13 protein-coding genes are annotated in these 16,621 nt (G+C 67.9%); all 13 read right to left on the bottom strand.

Translation table 11 applies throughout. The annotated features are described in order from the left end of the window. Nucleotides 1–290: 290 nt before the first annotated feature. Genes ACO48X_RS07595 through ACO48X_RS07535 form a run of 13 tightly spaced genes read right to left on the bottom strand, consistent with a single transcriptional unit; the run spans nucleotide 291 to nucleotide 16,418 of the window. The gene (locus tag ACO48X_RS07595; RefSeq protein WP_485001484.1) at nucleotides 291–1,241 is read right to left on the bottom strand and encodes a polyprenyl synthetase family protein; all 951 of its coding nucleotides are present in this window, start codon (nucleotides 1,239–1,241) and stop codon (nucleotides 291–293) included. Between the two features lie 47 nt (nucleotides 1,242–1,288). After that, nucleotides 1,289–2,869 carry an NADH-quinone oxidoreductase subunit NuoN gene (gene nuoN / locus ACO48X_RS07590; protein WP_485001483.1) on the bottom strand — a complete coding sequence of 527 codons (1,581 nt, stop codon included), beginning with the start codon at nucleotides 2,867–2,869 and terminating at the stop codon, nucleotides 1,289–1,291. After that, nucleotides 2,866–4,365, bottom strand: a complete 1,500-nt coding sequence (locus ACO48X_RS07585) for a complex I subunit 4 family protein (protein ID WP_485001482.1) — start codon at nucleotides 4,363–4,365, stop codon at nucleotides 2,866–2,868. Before ACO48X_RS07585 ends, nuoN begins: the two co-directional genes overlap by 4 nt. A 15-nt stretch (nucleotides 4,366–4,380) precedes the next feature. After that, nucleotides 4,381–6,294 (bottom strand): NADH-quinone oxidoreductase subunit L, encoded by a 1,914-nt coding sequence (gene nuoL, locus ACO48X_RS07580; RefSeq protein WP_485001481.1) that lies wholly within the window; start codon nucleotides 6,292–6,294, stop codon nucleotides 4,381–4,383. A gap of 22 nt (nucleotides 6,295–6,316) precedes the next feature. Then, nucleotides 6,317–6,607 carry an NADH-quinone oxidoreductase subunit NuoK gene (gene nuoK, locus ACO48X_RS07575; RefSeq protein ID WP_009198600.1) on the bottom strand — a complete coding sequence of 97 codons (291 nt, stop codon included), beginning with the start codon at nucleotides 6,605–6,607 and terminating at the stop codon, nucleotides 6,317–6,319. 5 nt (nucleotides 6,608–6,612) lie between these two features. Continuing rightward, a complete protein-coding gene (locus tag ACO48X_RS07570) occupies nucleotides 6,613–7,581 on the bottom strand; it encodes an NADH-quinone oxidoreductase subunit J (protein ID WP_485001480.1) in 969 nt (322 codons plus the stop codon). Continuing rightward, entirely contained in the window at nucleotides 7,581–8,336 is a 756-nt protein-coding gene (gene nuoI / locus ACO48X_RS07565; RefSeq protein WP_485001479.1) for an NADH-quinone oxidoreductase subunit NuoI, read from the bottom strand. Before nuoI ends, ACO48X_RS07570 begins: the two co-directional genes overlap by 1 nt. After that, a complete protein-coding gene (nuoH, locus tag ACO48X_RS07560; protein WP_485001478.1) occupies nucleotides 8,333–9,835 on the bottom strand; it encodes an NADH-quinone oxidoreductase subunit NuoH in 1,503 nt (500 codons plus the stop codon). The genes nuoI and nuoH overlap by 4 nt, the downstream gene beginning before the upstream one ends. Continuing rightward, nucleotides 9,832–12,375 (bottom strand): NADH-quinone oxidoreductase subunit G, encoded by a 2,544-nt coding sequence (locus tag ACO48X_RS07555; protein ID WP_485001477.1) that lies wholly within the window; start codon nucleotides 12,373–12,375, stop codon nucleotides 9,832–9,834. The genes nuoH and ACO48X_RS07555 overlap by 4 nt, the downstream gene beginning before the upstream one ends. Next, nucleotides 12,372–13,700: an NADH-quinone oxidoreductase subunit NuoF gene (nuoF, locus tag ACO48X_RS07550; protein WP_485001476.1), complete on the bottom strand. Its 1,329-nt coding sequence runs from the start codon at nucleotides 13,698–13,700 to the stop codon at nucleotides 12,372–12,374. The genes ACO48X_RS07555 and nuoF overlap by 4 nt, the downstream gene beginning before the upstream one ends. Then, nucleotides 13,697–14,368, bottom strand: coding sequence for an NADH-quinone oxidoreductase subunit NuoE (gene nuoE / locus ACO48X_RS07545; RefSeq protein WP_485001475.1), 672 nt, complete (start codon nucleotides 14,366–14,368; stop codon nucleotides 13,697–13,699). Before nuoE ends, nuoF begins: the two co-directional genes overlap by 4 nt. Then, nucleotides 14,365–15,714, bottom strand: coding sequence for an NADH-quinone oxidoreductase subunit D (locus ACO48X_RS07540; RefSeq protein WP_485001474.1), 1,350 nt, complete (start codon nucleotides 15,712–15,714; stop codon nucleotides 14,365–14,367). The genes nuoE and ACO48X_RS07540 overlap by 4 nt, the downstream gene beginning before the upstream one ends. Continuing rightward, nucleotides 15,714–16,418 carry an NADH-quinone oxidoreductase subunit C gene (locus ACO48X_RS07535; RefSeq protein ID WP_485001473.1) on the bottom strand — a complete coding sequence of 235 codons (705 nt, stop codon included), beginning with the start codon at nucleotides 16,416–16,418 and terminating at the stop codon, nucleotides 15,714–15,716. The genes ACO48X_RS07540 and ACO48X_RS07535 overlap by 1 nt, the downstream gene beginning before the upstream one ends. Between the last annotated feature and the right edge of the window lie 203 nt (nucleotides 16,419–16,621).

The following is a 16,621-nucleotide window of genomic DNA, read 5'->3' as shown; positions in this document are numbered from 1 at the left end:
CCCCCACCCACGTGACCCCCACCACACACCCCACAGCGCGACCCCACAGAGCACGAGAAGGCCGGCCACGTGCCAGCAGCCTCGCCAAGAGATTTTCGCCTTCTCGCACCGGAATGCAGAGGAGACTCGCCAGGAGGTTTTCACCTGGCACGGAAGACCGGAAAGACTCGCCAAGAGGCTTTAATGGCACGGACGGCCGGAAAGACTCGCCACGCGTCAGCAAGCCAGCGGCCTCGCCATGCGTCAGCAGACTCGCCATGCATCGCCAGATTGGCCAAGCCGAGCGGTCTCTAAGCCGAACGGTCCACCGTCAGACGCGCAAACCTGACAAGCTCCTCGCGGACCTCGCCCTCGGGCAGGAAGCGGATGCTCTCAATCGCGCGAGAAACCCAATCCTGGGCCATTTCACGGGTCTCCTCGAGGACGGAGTGGCGCCTCAGGCGCGCGACGACGTCGGCGAGCGCCTCGTCGCCGGAAAGGTCGGCGTTGTCAAGCAGATCGAGGATCTCCGCCCCCTCGGCGTCGAGCGCGCCCTTCTCTCCGAGCTCGCGCAGCAGCAGCGTCGGCATCGTGTCGACGCCCTCCCGAAGGTCAGTCCCGGGGGTCTTCCCCGTGACGGCGGCGTCGGACTCGATGTCAATGACATCGTCGGCGAGCTGAAACGCCACGCCGATGCATTCGCCGTACTGCGCGAGGGCGTCCGCGAGCTCCCACGATCCGCCGGAAAAAAGCACGCCGTAGCGCGCAGAGGTGGCGATGAGCGAGCCAGTCTTGTCCGCCAAGACGCGGATGTAGTGGTCACGCGGCGAAACGCTCGCCCGGGGGCCGATCGTCTCGTGAAGCTGCCCCTGGCACAGCCGCTCAAACGTCATGGCGTGCAGCTTGACGGCCTGCGGGCCGAGCTTCGACGTGACTAGCGACGCCCTGGCGAAGAGGACGTCTCCGGCCAGGATCGCCACAGAGTTTCCAAACAGCGACTGAACGGAAGGAACGCCGCGGCGCATGGGGGCGTCGTCCATGACGTCGTCGTGATACAGGGACGCCAAATGGGTCAGTTCGACGGCGACAGCCGAATCGAGGACGGCCTCGGCCCCGGGCCGCGGCCCGAGCTCGGCCGCCAAGAGGACGAGGGCCGGCCGAAGACGCTTGCCCCCGGCGCCGACGAGATGCGTCGTCGCCGGATCGACCTGCAGATCGTCCAGACGCACTTCCTCGCCGAGGCGACGCTCGACGGCTTCCATACGCTTGCCGAGACGTTCGGCCAACGTACTAGTTTCTAGGGCCACCGTCAGAGTATAAACGCCATGGCGTTGTCGAGAAAGCTCCACACCGCGTTCGGCGCGAGGCCGGTCAGGGCGATTCCCGCCGCCGCGGCCAGAATTGCCGCCGCCGAAAGCCCTTCGGAAGCGACCGTCGCCGTCCCCGGCGCCGGGTCTCTGAAGAACATGAGGAGTATGAGGCGGAAGTAAAAGAAAGCCGTGGCGGCCGAGGCGAGGACCGCGAGGAAAACGAGCACCGTTTCGCCCGAGGAATACCCCGCCTTGAACACGAAAAACTTGCCCATGAAGCCGCCGGTGAGCGGAATGCCCGCAAACGAAAGCAGGAACAGCGTCATCGCCCCGGCGAGGAACGGGTTCGTCTTGCCCAAGCCCCGCCAGGCGCGCAACGACGTCGCCTCGCCCAGAATGCTGCCGTTGGCGCTCTTCTGACGAACCAGGGTCACGACGGCGAAGGCTCCGACCGACGCCAAGCCGTAGGCGAGCAAGTAGAAGGCGACCGAGCGGATGCCGTCCCGGGAGTACGCCCCGACGCCGATGAGCACGAACCCTGCGTGGGCGATCGAGGAGTAGGCGAGCATGCGTTTGACGTCGGACTGGACGATTCCGCCGACCGTGCCCACGAGCATCGTCAGAATGACGATCGCCCAAAAGACGGGCCGGAGCTCGGTCTCGGCCCCGCGTCCGATCGAGTAGGCGAATCTGATCATCGCGCCAAAGGCAGCGATCTTCGTTCCGGCGGCCATGAAGCCCGTGACGGGCGTGGGGGCGCCTTGATAGGCGTCCGGCGTCCACGAATGGAAGGGGGCGGCTCCGACCTTGAAAAGGAGGCCTGCCAAGACGAGCGCCGAGCCGGCGACGAGCAGCGCGTCCATTCCGGTGCTTTGAAGCAGAGCCGATGCGATGGACCAATAGTCGAGCGAGCCGGAGAAGCCGTAGAGCAGAGCCGCGCCCATGAGGAAGAACGCAGAGGAGAACGCGCCGAGGATGAAGTACTTGAGCGCGGCCTCCTGGGACAGGGCGCGACGTCGGCGGGCCGTCGCACACAGAACGTAGAGCGGGAGCGAAAGCACCTCGAGGGCGATGAAGAGCGTGAGAAGGTCGCCCGCGGACGTGAAGGCGAGCATGCCGCCGACGGCGAACAGGCCGAGGGGGAAAATCTCCGTCTGCTCGTACCCCGCCTCCGTGGCCTCGCGTTCGTCGAGCGACCCGGGCTCCGTCGCGGCGGAGGCGGCGAACGATCCCTCGCCGGTCTTCGTGCGGTCGGCGAAGACGAGGAACGCGAGCAGGGAGCACACCAGGATGAACGCCTGGAAAGCCAGGGCGGGAAGATCCTCCTGCAGAGTCCCGACGCCGGCGGGCCTCTCGCCCGCGAGTTTGACGGCGGACTTCGGCCCGTCGTCAAGAACGGCCGTCCACCGCCACACGACCGCGGCGAGCGCGCCGGCCAGCGCGGCCAGCGACAGCGTCGCCTGGACCGGCCTCCTCGCGCGCCGAGGGAAAAAAGCCTCGACGAGCACGCCGAAAACGGCCGTGCCCAAGACGATGAGGATGGGAGTGAGCGCCGCCCATTCGATCGTAGGAGTTGTCACTTCGCGCTCCCTTCAATGGCGACTGTTGAGGACTGCACGGCCGTCGGCTTCACGGCGTCGACGAGAGGCGAGGGGAAGAACCCGAGGGCGAGCATCGCCGCCACAAGGATTCCCGCGACCGTTTTCTCGCGCGCGTCAAGGTCCGGCGCGGCGACGTCGGGCTTGGGGCCCGTGAAGATCCGTTGATACGGAAGAAGGACGTAGACGGCCGCGAGAATGACGCCGAGCACGGCGACGAGGGCGAACGCCCCGTGGACCTTGAACGTCCCCATGAGCACAAGATACTCCGGCACGAAGCCGGAAAGCCCGGGCAAGGCGATCGTCGCCAGGCCCGACACAAGGAAGACCCCGGCGATCACAGGCGTCACGCGCTGCCACCCGCCGTAGGTCGTGATGAGGGCGTCGCCCCCGCGGCGGCGCAAGAACCCGACCGTCAAGAACAGGGCGCCCGTTGCGACGCCGTGGGCGACCATGTAGACGATCGCGCCGGTCATCGCCGTCGAACTGCCGGAAAAGACGCCGAGCACGATGAATCCGAAGTGGCTGACCGAGGTGTAGGCGATGAGGCGCATGAGGTCGTTCGAAGCGATTGCCATGAAGGCGCCCCAGAAGATCGATATGACGGCGAAGACCATGACGGGGACGGCGGCGGACTTCGCGGCGTCGGGCGCAATGGGAAGGCACAGAGCGATCATGCCGTAGGTCCCGACCTTGTCGAGGACGCCGACGAGCAGGGTGGACGTTCCCGCCGGAGCCTTCTCGGCCGCGTCGGGAAGCCATGTGTGGACGGGGAACATCGGCGCTTTGATCGCAAAGGCCGCGAAGAACGTGAGGAAGACGAGCATGCCGTTGCCGCCGGCGGCCTGCGCTGCCGATTCGAAGAGCAGGCCCTTGGGGCCCTCTGCGCGAGCCGCGAGCGCGACGACGCCCACGAGCATGACGAGCCCGCCGAAAAGCGAGTAGAGGACGAATTTGACCGCGGCGCGCGATGCGCCTTCCCCGCCGTACCGACCGATGAGGAAGTACATCGGCAGGATCATAAGCTCAAAGAAGACGTAGAAAAGGAAGACGTCGCGCGCGGCGAAAATGCCGATCATCACGGCTTCGAGCGCAAGCACCCAGCCGACGTACCCGGCGGCCCTGTCCGGGGACTCGCCTCGGAAGTCGCCGGCCGCAGCGAGCAGAACGAGCGGAACGAGGAAGACGGCCAGGCCCACCATCACCAGGCCCATGCCGTTGACTCCCCAAGCAACGCTTGCCCCGATCTGCGGGATCCACGAATAGTCCTCGGCCAGCTGGACGCGGCCGGCGGCGTCGAAGTCGAATCCGGCTGCGGCGCCGACGAAGAGGGCGAGAATCAGGCCCGAAAGGCCGACCCCGAAGGCGATGGCGTGCCCTCTCAACGGCTTGACGAGCCACAGGAGAAGCGCGCCGGCGAGCGCCACGACGATGAGGACGGTCAGCCAGGGAAAGGCTGCCTCGATGACGTTGTGCATGATGCTCTCCTCTTCCTACAGCCGCGCCGCCAGGGCCGCGACGAGCACGATTACGACGCCGAAAGTCATGTACGAGGCGTACGTGCGGGCGTAGCCGTTCTGCAGGCGCGTGCTCAAGCGGCCGGCGGCCGACGTCCCCTTCGCCACGCCCTCGACTGCGCCGTCGACGGCGCGCGCGTCCGTTGCGGCGACGGCCGACGTCAAAGCCATGCCGGGTTTCATGAAGACATTCTCATTGAACGCGTCCTGGTACAGGTCCGCACGCGCCGCGCGCACGAGGGCGTTGCCCTCCGGGGCTCGCGTCGGGACCGGGCTGGCAGCGTACATCTTCCACGCCGCGACGGCGCCGGCGGCGACGAGGGCGAGCGTGCCGAGGGTGATGGCCGGAACGGGAAGAACGGGCTCCCCGTGGGCGGCACGGCCGAGGACCGGCTCGAGCCACTCGACGAAGCCCGCTGCGTTGAGGACGAAGCCGAGGCCGATCGAGCCGACGGCCAACACGATCTGCGGGACGCACATCGTGGCGGGGGCCTCATGCGGATGCTTGGCCTCGGCACCTTCGCTGGCGAACCTCTCCTGGCCGTGGAATACCATGAAGAACAGCCGCGACATGTAGAAAGCCGTCAGTCCCGCTACGGCCATCGTCAGGCCGCCGAAGACCCACGGACGCCATCCTTCGCCGACGAAGGCGGCCTCGATGATCTTGTCCTTCGAGAAGTATCCCGAAAGGAAGGGGAAGCCGATGATGGCGAGGTATCCGGCCAGGAACGTGGCCCACGTGACCGGCAGGCGCTTGTGCAGGCCGCCGAATCGGCGCATGTCCACCTCGTTGTCCATCGCGTGCATGACGGACCCCGCGCCGAGGAACATGTTCGCCTTGAAGAAGCCGTGGGTGACGAGATGGAAGACGGCGAAGGCCGCGCCCGCGGGGCCGAGGGCCGCGGCGAGCATCATGTAGCCGATCTGGGACATCGTGGAGGCGGCGAGGACCTTCTTCATGTCGTCCTTGGCCGCGCCGACGATCGCCCCGAACACCAGCGTGACCGTGCCTATGACGGCGACGGCCAGCTGCGCCGAGGCGCTTGCGGCGTAGACGAAGCCGGAACGCACCATGAGGTAGACCCCGGCGGTGACCATCGTGGCCGCGTGGATGAGGGCGGAGACAGGAGTCGGGCCGGCCATCGCGTCGCCGAGCCAGGCCTGAAGCGGGAACTGGGCGGACTTTCCGCAAGCTCCGACGAGCAGCAGAACGCCGATCGCAAGCAGAGTGCCCGATCCCGCCTTGGCGGCGCCGGCTGCGACGCCGTCGAAAGTCACCGTGCCGAAAGACGAAACCATGAGCATCATCGCGGCGAGCAGGCCGACGTCGCCCACGCGGTTCATGACAAAGGCCTTCTTGCCCGCGGCCGCGTAAGCGGGAACCTGGTTCCAGAAGGAGATGAGGAGGTAGGAGGCGAGCCCCACGCCCTCCCAGCCGACGAACATCACCGCGTAGGAGTCGCCGAGGACGAGCAGCAGCATCGAGGCGACGAACAGGTTGAGATAGGCGAAGAAACGGGTCTTGGCCGGGTCGTGTTCCATGTACCCGACGGAGTAGACGTGGATGAGGGTTCCGACGAAGGTCACCAGCATGAGGAAGGTGACGGACAGCGGATCGACCCGCAGGGAGAGATCGACGGCGAAGTCGCCCGTCGCAAACCACCGGTAAAGCCGCACCCGCATCGCCCGCTCTTCGGGGGAAGCGCCGATGAGCTGGACGAGCGCCGCCGAGCCCACGAGCAGCGAGAGGCCCGAAGCGCCGACAGCCAGCCAATGGCCCCAGCTTTCGACCCTCTTTCCGGCGACGAGCAGAACGCCCGAGGAGAGGAGGGGGACGGCGACGCACAGCCACACGAGGGCCGCAGCTCCCGAAGCCGAAGTGATTTCCATAGTCAATTCACACCTCTTCCGGTCAGTGCTTGAGCTGGTTCGCGCCGTCGAGCGACGCGGACCGGTGGGTTGTGAAAATGGAGATGACGATCGCCAGGCCGACGACAACCTCGGCGGCGGCGACCACCATGACGAAGAAGGCGAAGACCTGGCCCTCGACGTTCCCCCACATCCGGGAGAACGCCACGAGCGCGAGGTTGCAGGAGTTGAGCATGATCTCGACGCCCAAGAGCGCGATGATCGCGTTCTTCCGGGTGAGGACGGCGGCCCCGCCGATGGAGAAGAGGACGACGGCCAAAACGACGTACAGCATGAGATTCAACGGTTTTCCTCCTTGCCGTGGAGACGGGGGCGGCTTGGGCTGCCTCCGGCCGGGGACTCTTCGCGCGGATCGCCGTAGGCGGGGGCCTCCTCGCGCGAATCCCCGTAGACCGGCGCCTCCTCGCCCGGCATCCCGGGCATGTGGGCGCGAGGGACCTCGGAGCGGCCCCGCCCGTCGAGTTCGCCGCGCGCGGCGCGCGCGACGGTGATGGGGGAAACGTCCGACGGCGTGTAGGCCTGGCCTCGGATTCGCAGGATGCGCGGGACCGACTCGGCCACGGCCTCTCCCCCGCTCGTGAGGGCCGGTGCTGCGGCGGAATTCGATTCCGCATAGACGCCCGTGGGCGGCTTTTGGCCGATGTGGCGCCCCGTCTGCGCGTAGGCGGCCATCTTTGCCTCGGCAAGCTCGGCCTGGCTCAGACGTTTGCGCACGCCCTGGCGATGCGTCAGCGTCATCGCGCCGACGGCGGCCACGATGAGCAGCGCTCCGGTCAGCTCCATCGCGAGGGCGTGGTTCGTGAAGATCGACTTGGCTATCGCCGTCGGATTCGTCTCCTCGTTGGCCTTCGCCAAGCCGACGGGGCCGGGGGTTCGCGCATCCATGACCGCCCCGCCGGCGATCGCGGCAAATCCAAGCGCCCCCAGGACTGCCATGACCCGCTGGCCCCGCAGGGTCTCGTATGTCGAGTCGGCCGCGTCGACCCCGATCATCATGAGCACAAAGAGGAACATCATGAGGATCGCGCCCGTGTACACCGCGATCTGGACGACCCCCATAAACGGAGCTTCGAGCGCCGTGTACAGGACGGCCAAGCACACCATGTCGGCGATGACGCAGACCGCCGAATAGACCGCGCGCCGCGTGACGAGCAGGCCGAAGACGGTCAGCGTCACCATGACCACGGCGACGACGCCGAAAAGGATCGTCTCGCCGAGGGAGATTTCGATGGTCGCCGCTTCTTCCATCACCTTCCGCCTTCCGTGCGCTCGCCCGCGGACGCGTCTGCCGAGGCCGCCGCCGAGTCGGCAGGCGCGCCGGCCGGAACCGCGGCCGAATCGAAGGGGCCCGGAGCATCGACGGAGACCGCCGTCGCGAGGGTCGGATCGTCGGGCCGGTGCTCGGCCACCCACTCGATCTGGGCCGCGGTGGGGCCGACGACCTCGCCGCGGTAGTAGTCGGCGTCGGACGCGCCCTCGGCCATCGGGTGGGGGGCGGCCAGCATGCCTTCCAGCATCGGCGCGAGAAGGTCTTCCTTCTCGTAGACGAGGCCCTCGCGCGTGGGGCCGGCCAGCTCGTACTCGTTCGTCATCGTCAGCGCCCTCGTGGGGCAGGCCTGGATGCAAAAACCGCAGAAGATGCAGCGCAGATAGTTGATCTGATAGACCCGGCCGTAGCGTTCGCCGGGCGAAACCTGGTTGTCCGGGGTGTTGTTCGCCGCTTCGACGAAGATCGCGTCGGCCGGGCACGCCCAGGCGCACAGCTCACAGCCGATGCAGCGTTCAAGGCCGTCGGGATACCTGTCGGGCTGGTGGCGTCCGTGGTAGCGCGGGGCCGTTGGAACCTTCTCCTCCGGGTACTGCTCCGTGACGGGCTTGCGGAACATCGAGGAGATCGTGACCCCGTATCCAGCGACGGGGGCGAAGAGCTCCCCCACCGGCCCTTTCTTCGGCCGGTCCCAAAGCTCGGGATCGGGGGACGTGGAGGGAATGTGGTCTGTCACTCGTGGCCTCCCTTGACGGTGGTGGCTGCGCCGGCTTGGCGCTCTGCGGCGTCGGATTGAGGCGCGGCGCCCCCTGTTTGGGACGCAGCGCTTCCCGTTTGGGACGCGACCGCGCCGGATTCCAGTTCGGCGGATTCGCCCGCGTCGCCCGATGCGGAAAGGGCGGAGCCCGAAGCTTCCGGACTGCGCGGCGGGGCGGCGCTGCGCGAGGCGCGAGGCGAAGGCGGCAGGGTCTGGCCGGGCAGCGGCGGCACGGGGAAGCCCCCGGCGAAAGCGTCGAATTCTTCGGACGGCCGGACGAAGCCCGCGTCGTCCGCCTCGCCGCCTTCGGCGTCGCCCTTCCCGCCGAAAAGGAAGACGAGCGCGAGAACGCCCAAAAAGGCTGCTCCTATCCCTATGAACAGCTGGTTGCGCGACAGGTCGGTGAAGCTCGTGACCGCCTGGATGACGGCGACCGAGACGAGCCACGTCAGCGAAACCGGGATGAGGACCTTCCATCCGAGCTTCATGAAATGGTCATAGCGCATGCGCATGAGGGCGCCACGGGTCCAGACCATGAAGAACATGAGGGTCCACGTCTTGCCGAAGAACCACAACATCGGCAGCCAGCCGGTGTTCGGATTCCCGCCCCACAGCGAAAAGACCGACGTCGTGATCGGGTCCGCCTGCCAGCCGCCGAGGAAGACAGTCGTGGCGACCATCGAAACGTTGAGCATGTTGATGTACTCGGAGAGGAAGAACCACGCGAACTTCATCGACGAGTACTCGGTGGTGTGGCCCGCCACGATCTCGCCTTCCGCCTCGGGAAGGTCAAAGGGAAGTCGGTTCGTCTCCCCGAACATCGAAATGAGGTAGACGACGAAGGCCGGGAAGAGCGTGACTATGTTCCACAGCTCCGACTGCGCAGCCACGATCCCCGACATGGACATCGTTCCCGCCGTGAGGAACACCGTGACGAGGGAAAGCCCCAGCGCCAGCTCGTAGGAGATCATTTGGGTGGCCCCTCGCACCGACCCGTAGAAGGGCAGGGTGGAATGGGCCGACCATCCGCCGAGCACCAGCCCGTATTCGCCCAGGGCGGCGATCGCGAGGACGAACAGGACGGCGACGGGCGAATCGGCCAGCTGGAGCGGCGTCGAATGGCCGAATATCGAAACGTTGGGCCCCATCGGGACCACGGCCATGACCGTGAAGGCGCACACCGCGCCTATAAAGGGGGCGACGAAGTAGACGATCTTGTCCGCGCCCTTGAGCCAGAAATCCTCCTTGATGAGAAGCTTGACGGCGTCGGCGAAGGCCTGTCCCAGCCCCAGGGGGCCCACTCTGTTGGGGCCGAGGCGCGTCTGCATGCGCGCGAGGCCGCGGCGCTCGACCCACAGGGCGAGGATGACGTTCATGATGAGGAACACGATGATGAACGCGGCCTTCAAAGCCCATATCCACCATGTGTCCTGGGAAAAGTCCGCCGTTTGGACGGCGGCTTGGATCGACGGCGTCACTTCCTCACCTCCGCAGCGACCGTGACGGCCTCGCCGGGCCTGACGCCCAACGACGAGATCTTGCACCCGACGGAATTCTGGGGAATCCAGACGACGCCGTCGGGCATGGGCAGGGTGACGACGGGAAGCGTGACGCGTCCGATCGTCCCCTGGACGGTTACTCTCCCGCCGGGGGCGGCCCCGGCGGCCCGGGCGGTGGCCTCCGACATGACCGCCGCGGGCCGCCGGGCCGTGCCGGCAAGATGCGGCTCATTCGAGAGAAGCGCTCCGTCGCCGATGAGCAGATTCCACGAGGCCAGCACGGCGGTTCCCGGAGCCGGCGGCTCGGGCTCTCCCTCGGGGAAGGCGTGCGGCGGGGCCATGCGCGGCCCGTTCCACGGCTTGAAGCCGCGGATCTGCGCAACGGCGTCGGCGAGCGTGGCCAAACCGAGGTCGACCCCGAATTCGGCGGCAAGGTCGTTGAGGACGATCCGGTCGGGCCGCTCGACGGACGTCAGGGCCTGGCCGAAGGGGCGTATGCGGCCCTCCCAGTTGACGAAGGAGCCGCCCTTTTCGACCGGCGGGGCTACGGGCAAGACGACGTCGGCCAGGGCCGTCGTGGCGGTGGCGCGGACTTCGAGCTGAACGACGAACCCCGCGGATTCGATCGACGAGAGGGCGTCGCCGGGCAGGTCGCCGACCTCGACGCCGCCCAGGAGCAGCCCGCCCAGGGCGCCGGAGTGCACGGACAGGAGGATCGACTCGGCCGAGCGGCCGGGCATCGAGGGGATCTTCGCTCCCCACGCCTCTTCCGCTTCGGCGCGGGCCCGCGGATCGGCGACGGGGCGCCCGCCGGGCAGCAGGCCGCCGACGGCGCCCATCTCCACGGCGCCGCGATCGCCGGCGCGCCGGGGGATCCACGCCAGGCGCGCGCCGCTGCGCTCGGCGAGGCGACGCGCAGCCGACAGCGCGCCCTCCGATTCCGCCGCGCGCTCTCCCACGAGGATGATCCCGCCGTCGGCCAGCCCGTCGTACACGGGGTCTCCGGCGTCGAGCCCGTCGAGGATCGCCGCCTCCGTTCCCGGGACCGCGGGAATGAGGTTGGCGTTCATCTTCGCGCTTCCGGCGGTCGCGTACGGGGCGACGACGCTCACCGACGTCGTCTTGGCCAAGACGGCCTTGCGCAGGCGCAGGAAGACCGACCCGCACTCCTCCTCGGCCTCGAAGCCGACGGCGAGGACGTGCCCGGCCTTCTCCAGGTCGCCGTACGTGACGCCGCGTCCGCTCCCGGCGACGACGAAGCCGAGGAACGCGTCCTCTTCGGGCGAGGCCGGGCGGGTTCTGAAATCGATGTCGTTGGTGCCGAGAACCGTTCGCGCGAACTTCGAGTAGGCGTAGGCGTCCTCCATGGTCAGCCTGCCGCCGGTCAGGACGCCGACGCCGCCGTGCGCCTTGGCGTCTTCCCAGGACGTCGGCACGAGCTCGCCCGACGCGTCGCGCACGAGCGGGTGCGTCAGGCGGTCCGGGCCGCTCTGCCACCTGAAGGCGAAACGGTCCTTGTCGGTGATCCAGTCCTCGTTGACCTCCGGGTCCTCCCACGCCAGCCGGCGCAGGACCTCGCCGCGCCGGTAGTCGATGCGGATGGCCGAGCCCGAGGCGTCGTGCTCGGTCACGCCGGGGACGGACACGAGGTCGAAGGGCCGCGAGCGGAAGCGGTAGGCGGAGCTGGTGAGCGCGCCCACCGGGCAAATCTGAATGACGTTGCCGGAGAAGTAAGAGGAGAAGGGGCGGCCGGATTCGTCTGTTTCCGCGGGTTCCATCGGGCCCGCGGCGAAGCCCTCCGCCAGCCCGCAGCCGCCGTAGGAGCCGACGTAGTCTCCGGGGACGGGCTCGGCGCGCCCGCCGTCGGAATCGGAGAAGTTGAGGACCCGCGCGTCAAAGCCGCCGATCTGCGAGCCGTTGAGGGAGTGAACCTCGAAGCCCGGGGACCCGCCGCCGCGCCCTTGAAGCGCGATGAACGGGTCGCCTGCGATCTGGGACTGGAACCTCGTGCAGCGCTGGCACAGGATGCAGCGGTCGCGGTCGAGCAGGATCTCCGAGGTCACCTGGACGGGCTTGGGGTAGGTCCGCTTGACATCGACGAAGCGCGATTCGGCGCGGCCGTCAGAGAGCGCCTGGTTCTGGAGAGGGCATTCGCCGCCCTTGTCGCAGATCGGGCAGTCAAGCGGGTGGTTGATCAGGAGGAACTCGATGATTCCGCGCTGCGCCTTGGCCGCGACCTCCGACGTGCGCTGGGTGTAGACCTCCATGCCGGGCGTGACGGCCTCCGCGCAGGAAGGCACGGGCTTGGGCCCTTTCGCGACGACGCCGTCGCGCCCGGGGCGCGCGACCTCGACGAGGCACTGCCGGCAGGCGCCGGCGGGCTTGAGCAGCGGATGGTCGCAAAAGCGCGGAATGCGCACGCCTATTTTCTCGGCCGCGCGGATGATGAGGGTTCCCGCGGGAACCTCGACGTCCTTGCCGTCGATTGTGACATTGACGAGAGAGTCGTTGGCCGTCATTGTGCAGACACCTCGGAGAACAGGGTCGTCTTTTCGTAGGGGAAGAGCTCGCGCGCCGGCGTCGTGTAGCCTGCCTCGAACTCCTCGCGGAACAGCTCGATCCCCGATTTGACGGGGGTCGCCGCGGCGTCGCCCAAGGCGCAGAAGGAACGGCCGGCGATGTTCGAGGCGATCTCGTAGAGGAGGTCGACGTCGCCCGGCCGGCCGCGCCCGGCTTCCAGACGGTGGACGACCTGCCGCATCCAGTAGGTCCCCTCGCGGCACGGCGTGCATTTTCCGCACGATTCGTGCTGGTAGAAGTCCGTCCAGCGCGAGATGACCCGCACGACCGAGACGGTTTCGTCGAAGACCATGATGGCGCGGGTGGCGAGCATGGAGCCGGCTTCGCGCACCGAGTTGTAGTCGAGGGGGACGTCCAGCTGCTCGGGCGTGAACAGCGGCGCGGACGAGCCGCCGACGGCCCAGAACTTCAGCTCGTGCCCGGGCCTTATGCCGCCGGCCAGGTCGAAGAGCGTGCGCGCGGTGACCCCGAGCGGCGCCTCGTACTGGCCCGGATTCTTCACGTGGCCCGAAAGCGAGAAGAAGCCGTGGCCCTTCGCGCTTTCCGTGCCCATGGCGTGGAACCATTCGACGCCGTTGCGGACGATTCCCGGAACCGAGGAGATCGTCTCGACGTTGTTGATGACGGTGGGCCTGGCGTACAGGCCCTCGGCCGCCGGGAAGGGCGGCTTGAGGCGCGGCTGGCCGCGCCTGCCCTCGAGGGAGTCGAGCAGGGCCGTCTCCTCGCCGCAGATGTAGGCGCCCGCGCCGGCGTGCACGGTGATCTCGATGTCGTAGTCGCCGTCGGGCCCCAGGCCCTTGCCGATGAGCCCCGCCTCGCGCGCCTGCCGCACGGCGGCCATGAGGCGGCGGTACACGTGCACCACTTCCCCGCGCAGATAGACGAATCCGTGGTGTCCGCCGACGGCGAGAAGGCAGATGGCCATGCCCTCGATGAGCGCGTGCGGGTTGCCCATGAGCGCGGGAACGTCCTTGCACGTGCCCGGCTCGGACTCGTCGGCGTTGACCACGAGGTAGCGCGGACCGCCGTCGGGCGGGGGCAGGAAGCTCCACTTCAGGCCGGTCGGGAATCCCGCTCCCCCGCGTCCGGCCAGGCCGGAGTCCTTGATGAGCTGGGTCAGCTCGCCGGGGCCGTAGGACCACGCCTTGGCCAGCCCTTCGTACCCTCCGGCGTCGCGATAGGCGCCGAGCGTCCACGAACGCTCGCGGTCCCAGACGTCCGATATGACAGGGGACAGCACTCCGGGAGCGGAAAACTCACTCACTTGGCGACCTCCTTCGGCGCGCTCCAGCCGCGTTCGCGCGCGATCTCCAGGCCTCTGAGCGAGGCGCAGCCTGCACCCGGGCCCTCATCCGCGTGCCCGTCCTCGAATCCGGCGAGGACCCTCTCCGTCTCCTTGAAGGTGTGCACCTTGTCGGCGCCCCGAGTCGGATGGAGGTCCCGGCCCGCGCGGATGTCTTCGACGATTTGAAGGGCCGACGTCGGCGTCTGGTTGTCGAAGAACTCCCAGTTGACCATGACGACGGGCGCATAGTCGCATCCCGCGTTGCATTCGAGGGCTTCGAGCGTGATCTTGCCGTCCGGCGTCGTCTCGTCGCTCCCCACGCCGAGGGCGGAGGTCAGGGTCTCCCAGATTTCGTCTCCTCCCATGACGGCGCACAGCGCATTCGTGCACACCCCGACGTTGTATTCGCCGTTGGGATGGCGCCTGTATTGACTGTAGAAAGTGGCGACGGCGGAGACCTCGGCGCGGGTCAGGCCCAGGACGTCCGCGCACAGCGCGATGCCCCGGGGCGAGACGAAGCCGTCGACCGACTGGACGAGGTGGAGCATGGGCATGAGCGCCGAGCGCGCCACCGGGTATCGCGCGACGATCTCCCGCGAATCGGCGCGCAGGCGCTCCTCGATCTGCGGCGGGTAGCCTTCCTTCATCGGTCCACGCCTCCCATCACCGGGTCGATCGCGGCAAGGCAGACGATGGCGTCGGCGAGCATGCCGCCCTCGGCCATCATCGACAGGCCCTGCAGATTTCTGAATCCGGGGTCGGACACGTGCGCCCGGTAGGGGCGCGTCCCCCCGGAGGAGACGAGGTGGCATCCGAGGACGCCTTTGGCGTGCTCGACGATCGAGTACGCCTGGCCCGCCGGAACGCGGAACCCCTCGGTTACGAGCTTGAAATGGTGGATGAGCGACTCCATGGACTCGGTCATGATCTCGCGCACGTGCACGGGCGCCGTCCCCTGGCCGTCGGTGGAAATCGACAGGCGGGCGGGCCAGGCGATCTTCTTGTCCTCGACCATCACGGGCTCCCCCTCGGTGGCGTCGAGCTTGTCCAGGGCCTGGTAGACGATCCGCAGCGACTGGTAGCACTCGTCGAAGCGAACCATGGCGCGGTTGTAGGCGTCGGACTTGTCGTAGACCGGCACGTCAAACTCGTAGTCTTCGTACCCGCAGTAGGGCTGGCTCTTACGAAGGTCCCACGGAAGCCCGGCGGCTTTGACCGCCGGCCCCGTCTGGCCCAACGCCATGAGGGCCGAAAGCGAGAGCACTCCGACGTCCTTGAACCGCGCCTTGAAGATCGGGTTCTGGGCGACGATGGTCTCCATCTCCGACGTCCCCTTCCGCACGTCGGGGAGAAGCTCGCGGATGTAAGCCGTGATTCCCTCCGGCACGTCTTCAAGCACGCCTCCGGGCCGCACGAACTCATTGTTCATCCTCAGGCCCGAGATCCTCTCGAAGATCCGGAGGATGTCCTCGCGCGTGCGGAATGCGATGGTCATCATCGTCGTCGCCCCCAGCTCGTTGAGCGACGAGCCGACGGCGACTAGGTGGGAGGCGATGCGCTGGAGCTCCATGAGAAGCACCCTGATGACATTGGCCCTGCGGGGCACCTGCTCCTCGATTCCGAGCAGCTTCTCGACGGCCATGCAGTAGCCGACCTCCTGGAAGAAGGAGGCGACGTAGTCCATGCGCGTGACGTAGGCGACGCCCTGCGTCCACGTGCGGTACTCCATGTTCTTCTCGATGCCGGTGTGCAGGAAGCCCGTGGCGCCGCGGATCTCGCGGACGTATTCGCCGTCAAGCTCGAGGAGGAGGCGGTAGACGCCGTGCGTCGAAGGGTGGACGGGGCCGAGGTTGACGACGATGCGCTCCTCGGCCATGCGCGCCGCCTCGTCGGAGATTTCGTTCCAGTCCCCTCCGACGGCGGTGAAGTTCGGCAGGCCGTCGAGCTCGGCCTCCGTGGCTCCGGGGGTGGCGTAGATCTTCGGGTCGCTCATCAGCTGTAGTCCCTTCGCACGTCGGGGGGCGGCACGACGGCGCCCTTGTATTCGACGGGAATGCCCCCGAGGGGATAGTCCTTGCGCTGCGGGTGGCCGATCCAGTCGTCGGGCATCGCCGTGCGGGTCAGGCCGGGGTGTCCGTCGAAGACGATCCCGAGGAGGTCCCAGGCTTCGCGCTCGGGCCAGTCGTCGCCCGGGTAGACCGGGACGATCGAGGGCAGGTGCGGGTCGGATTCGGGGCACGTCGACTCGATCGCCAGGAAGCGGTTGTGGGTGATCGAGAAGAGCGGAAAGTAGGCGTGCAGCTCGCGCCCCGCGTCCTGGGGGTAGTGGACGCCGGTGACGCCGAAGCACATCTCGAACCTGAGGTCCTGGTCGTCGCGCAGACAGCGGGCCACGCGCACGAGGTGCTCGCGGGCGACGAAGAGCACGAGCTGGCCGTTTTCGACGACGACCTTCTCGATCGCCGCGTCGGGGTCGACGCCGTCGGCCTCCAAAAGTTCGACGAGGACGTCGACGACGGAGTCGAACCATCCGCCGTAGGGGCGGCTCGCGGGCCTGGCGTAGACCTCGGTGCGCACGAGCTCGGAAAAGCCCGACGTGTCGCCGGACCCCTTGACGCCCCACAGGCCCTGGACCCGGCGCACGACGTCGGGGTCCGGGCCGCCGGCCGGCGCGATTGCGCCGTCGTTCTCGTTCACGAGGGCAGACCTTTCTTTTTCACGCGAGTCGTTTTCACGCCAGCAGACCTTTCATTGCGTGGATGTCGGGCGCGGCGAGCGCGGCCTTCTCGGCGGCCCGGGCCGCAGCCTCGCGGGCGCCCTTCGTCAGCTTGCGATTGCGTTTGACCTGCTCGCGCAGCTCGAGCACGGCGTTGATGAGCATCTCGGGGCGGGGCGGGCAG

It is taken from the genome of Peptidiphaga sp., from assembly GCF_057238965.1.
This window is presented reverse-complemented; position numbering and strand designations above follow the sequence as displayed.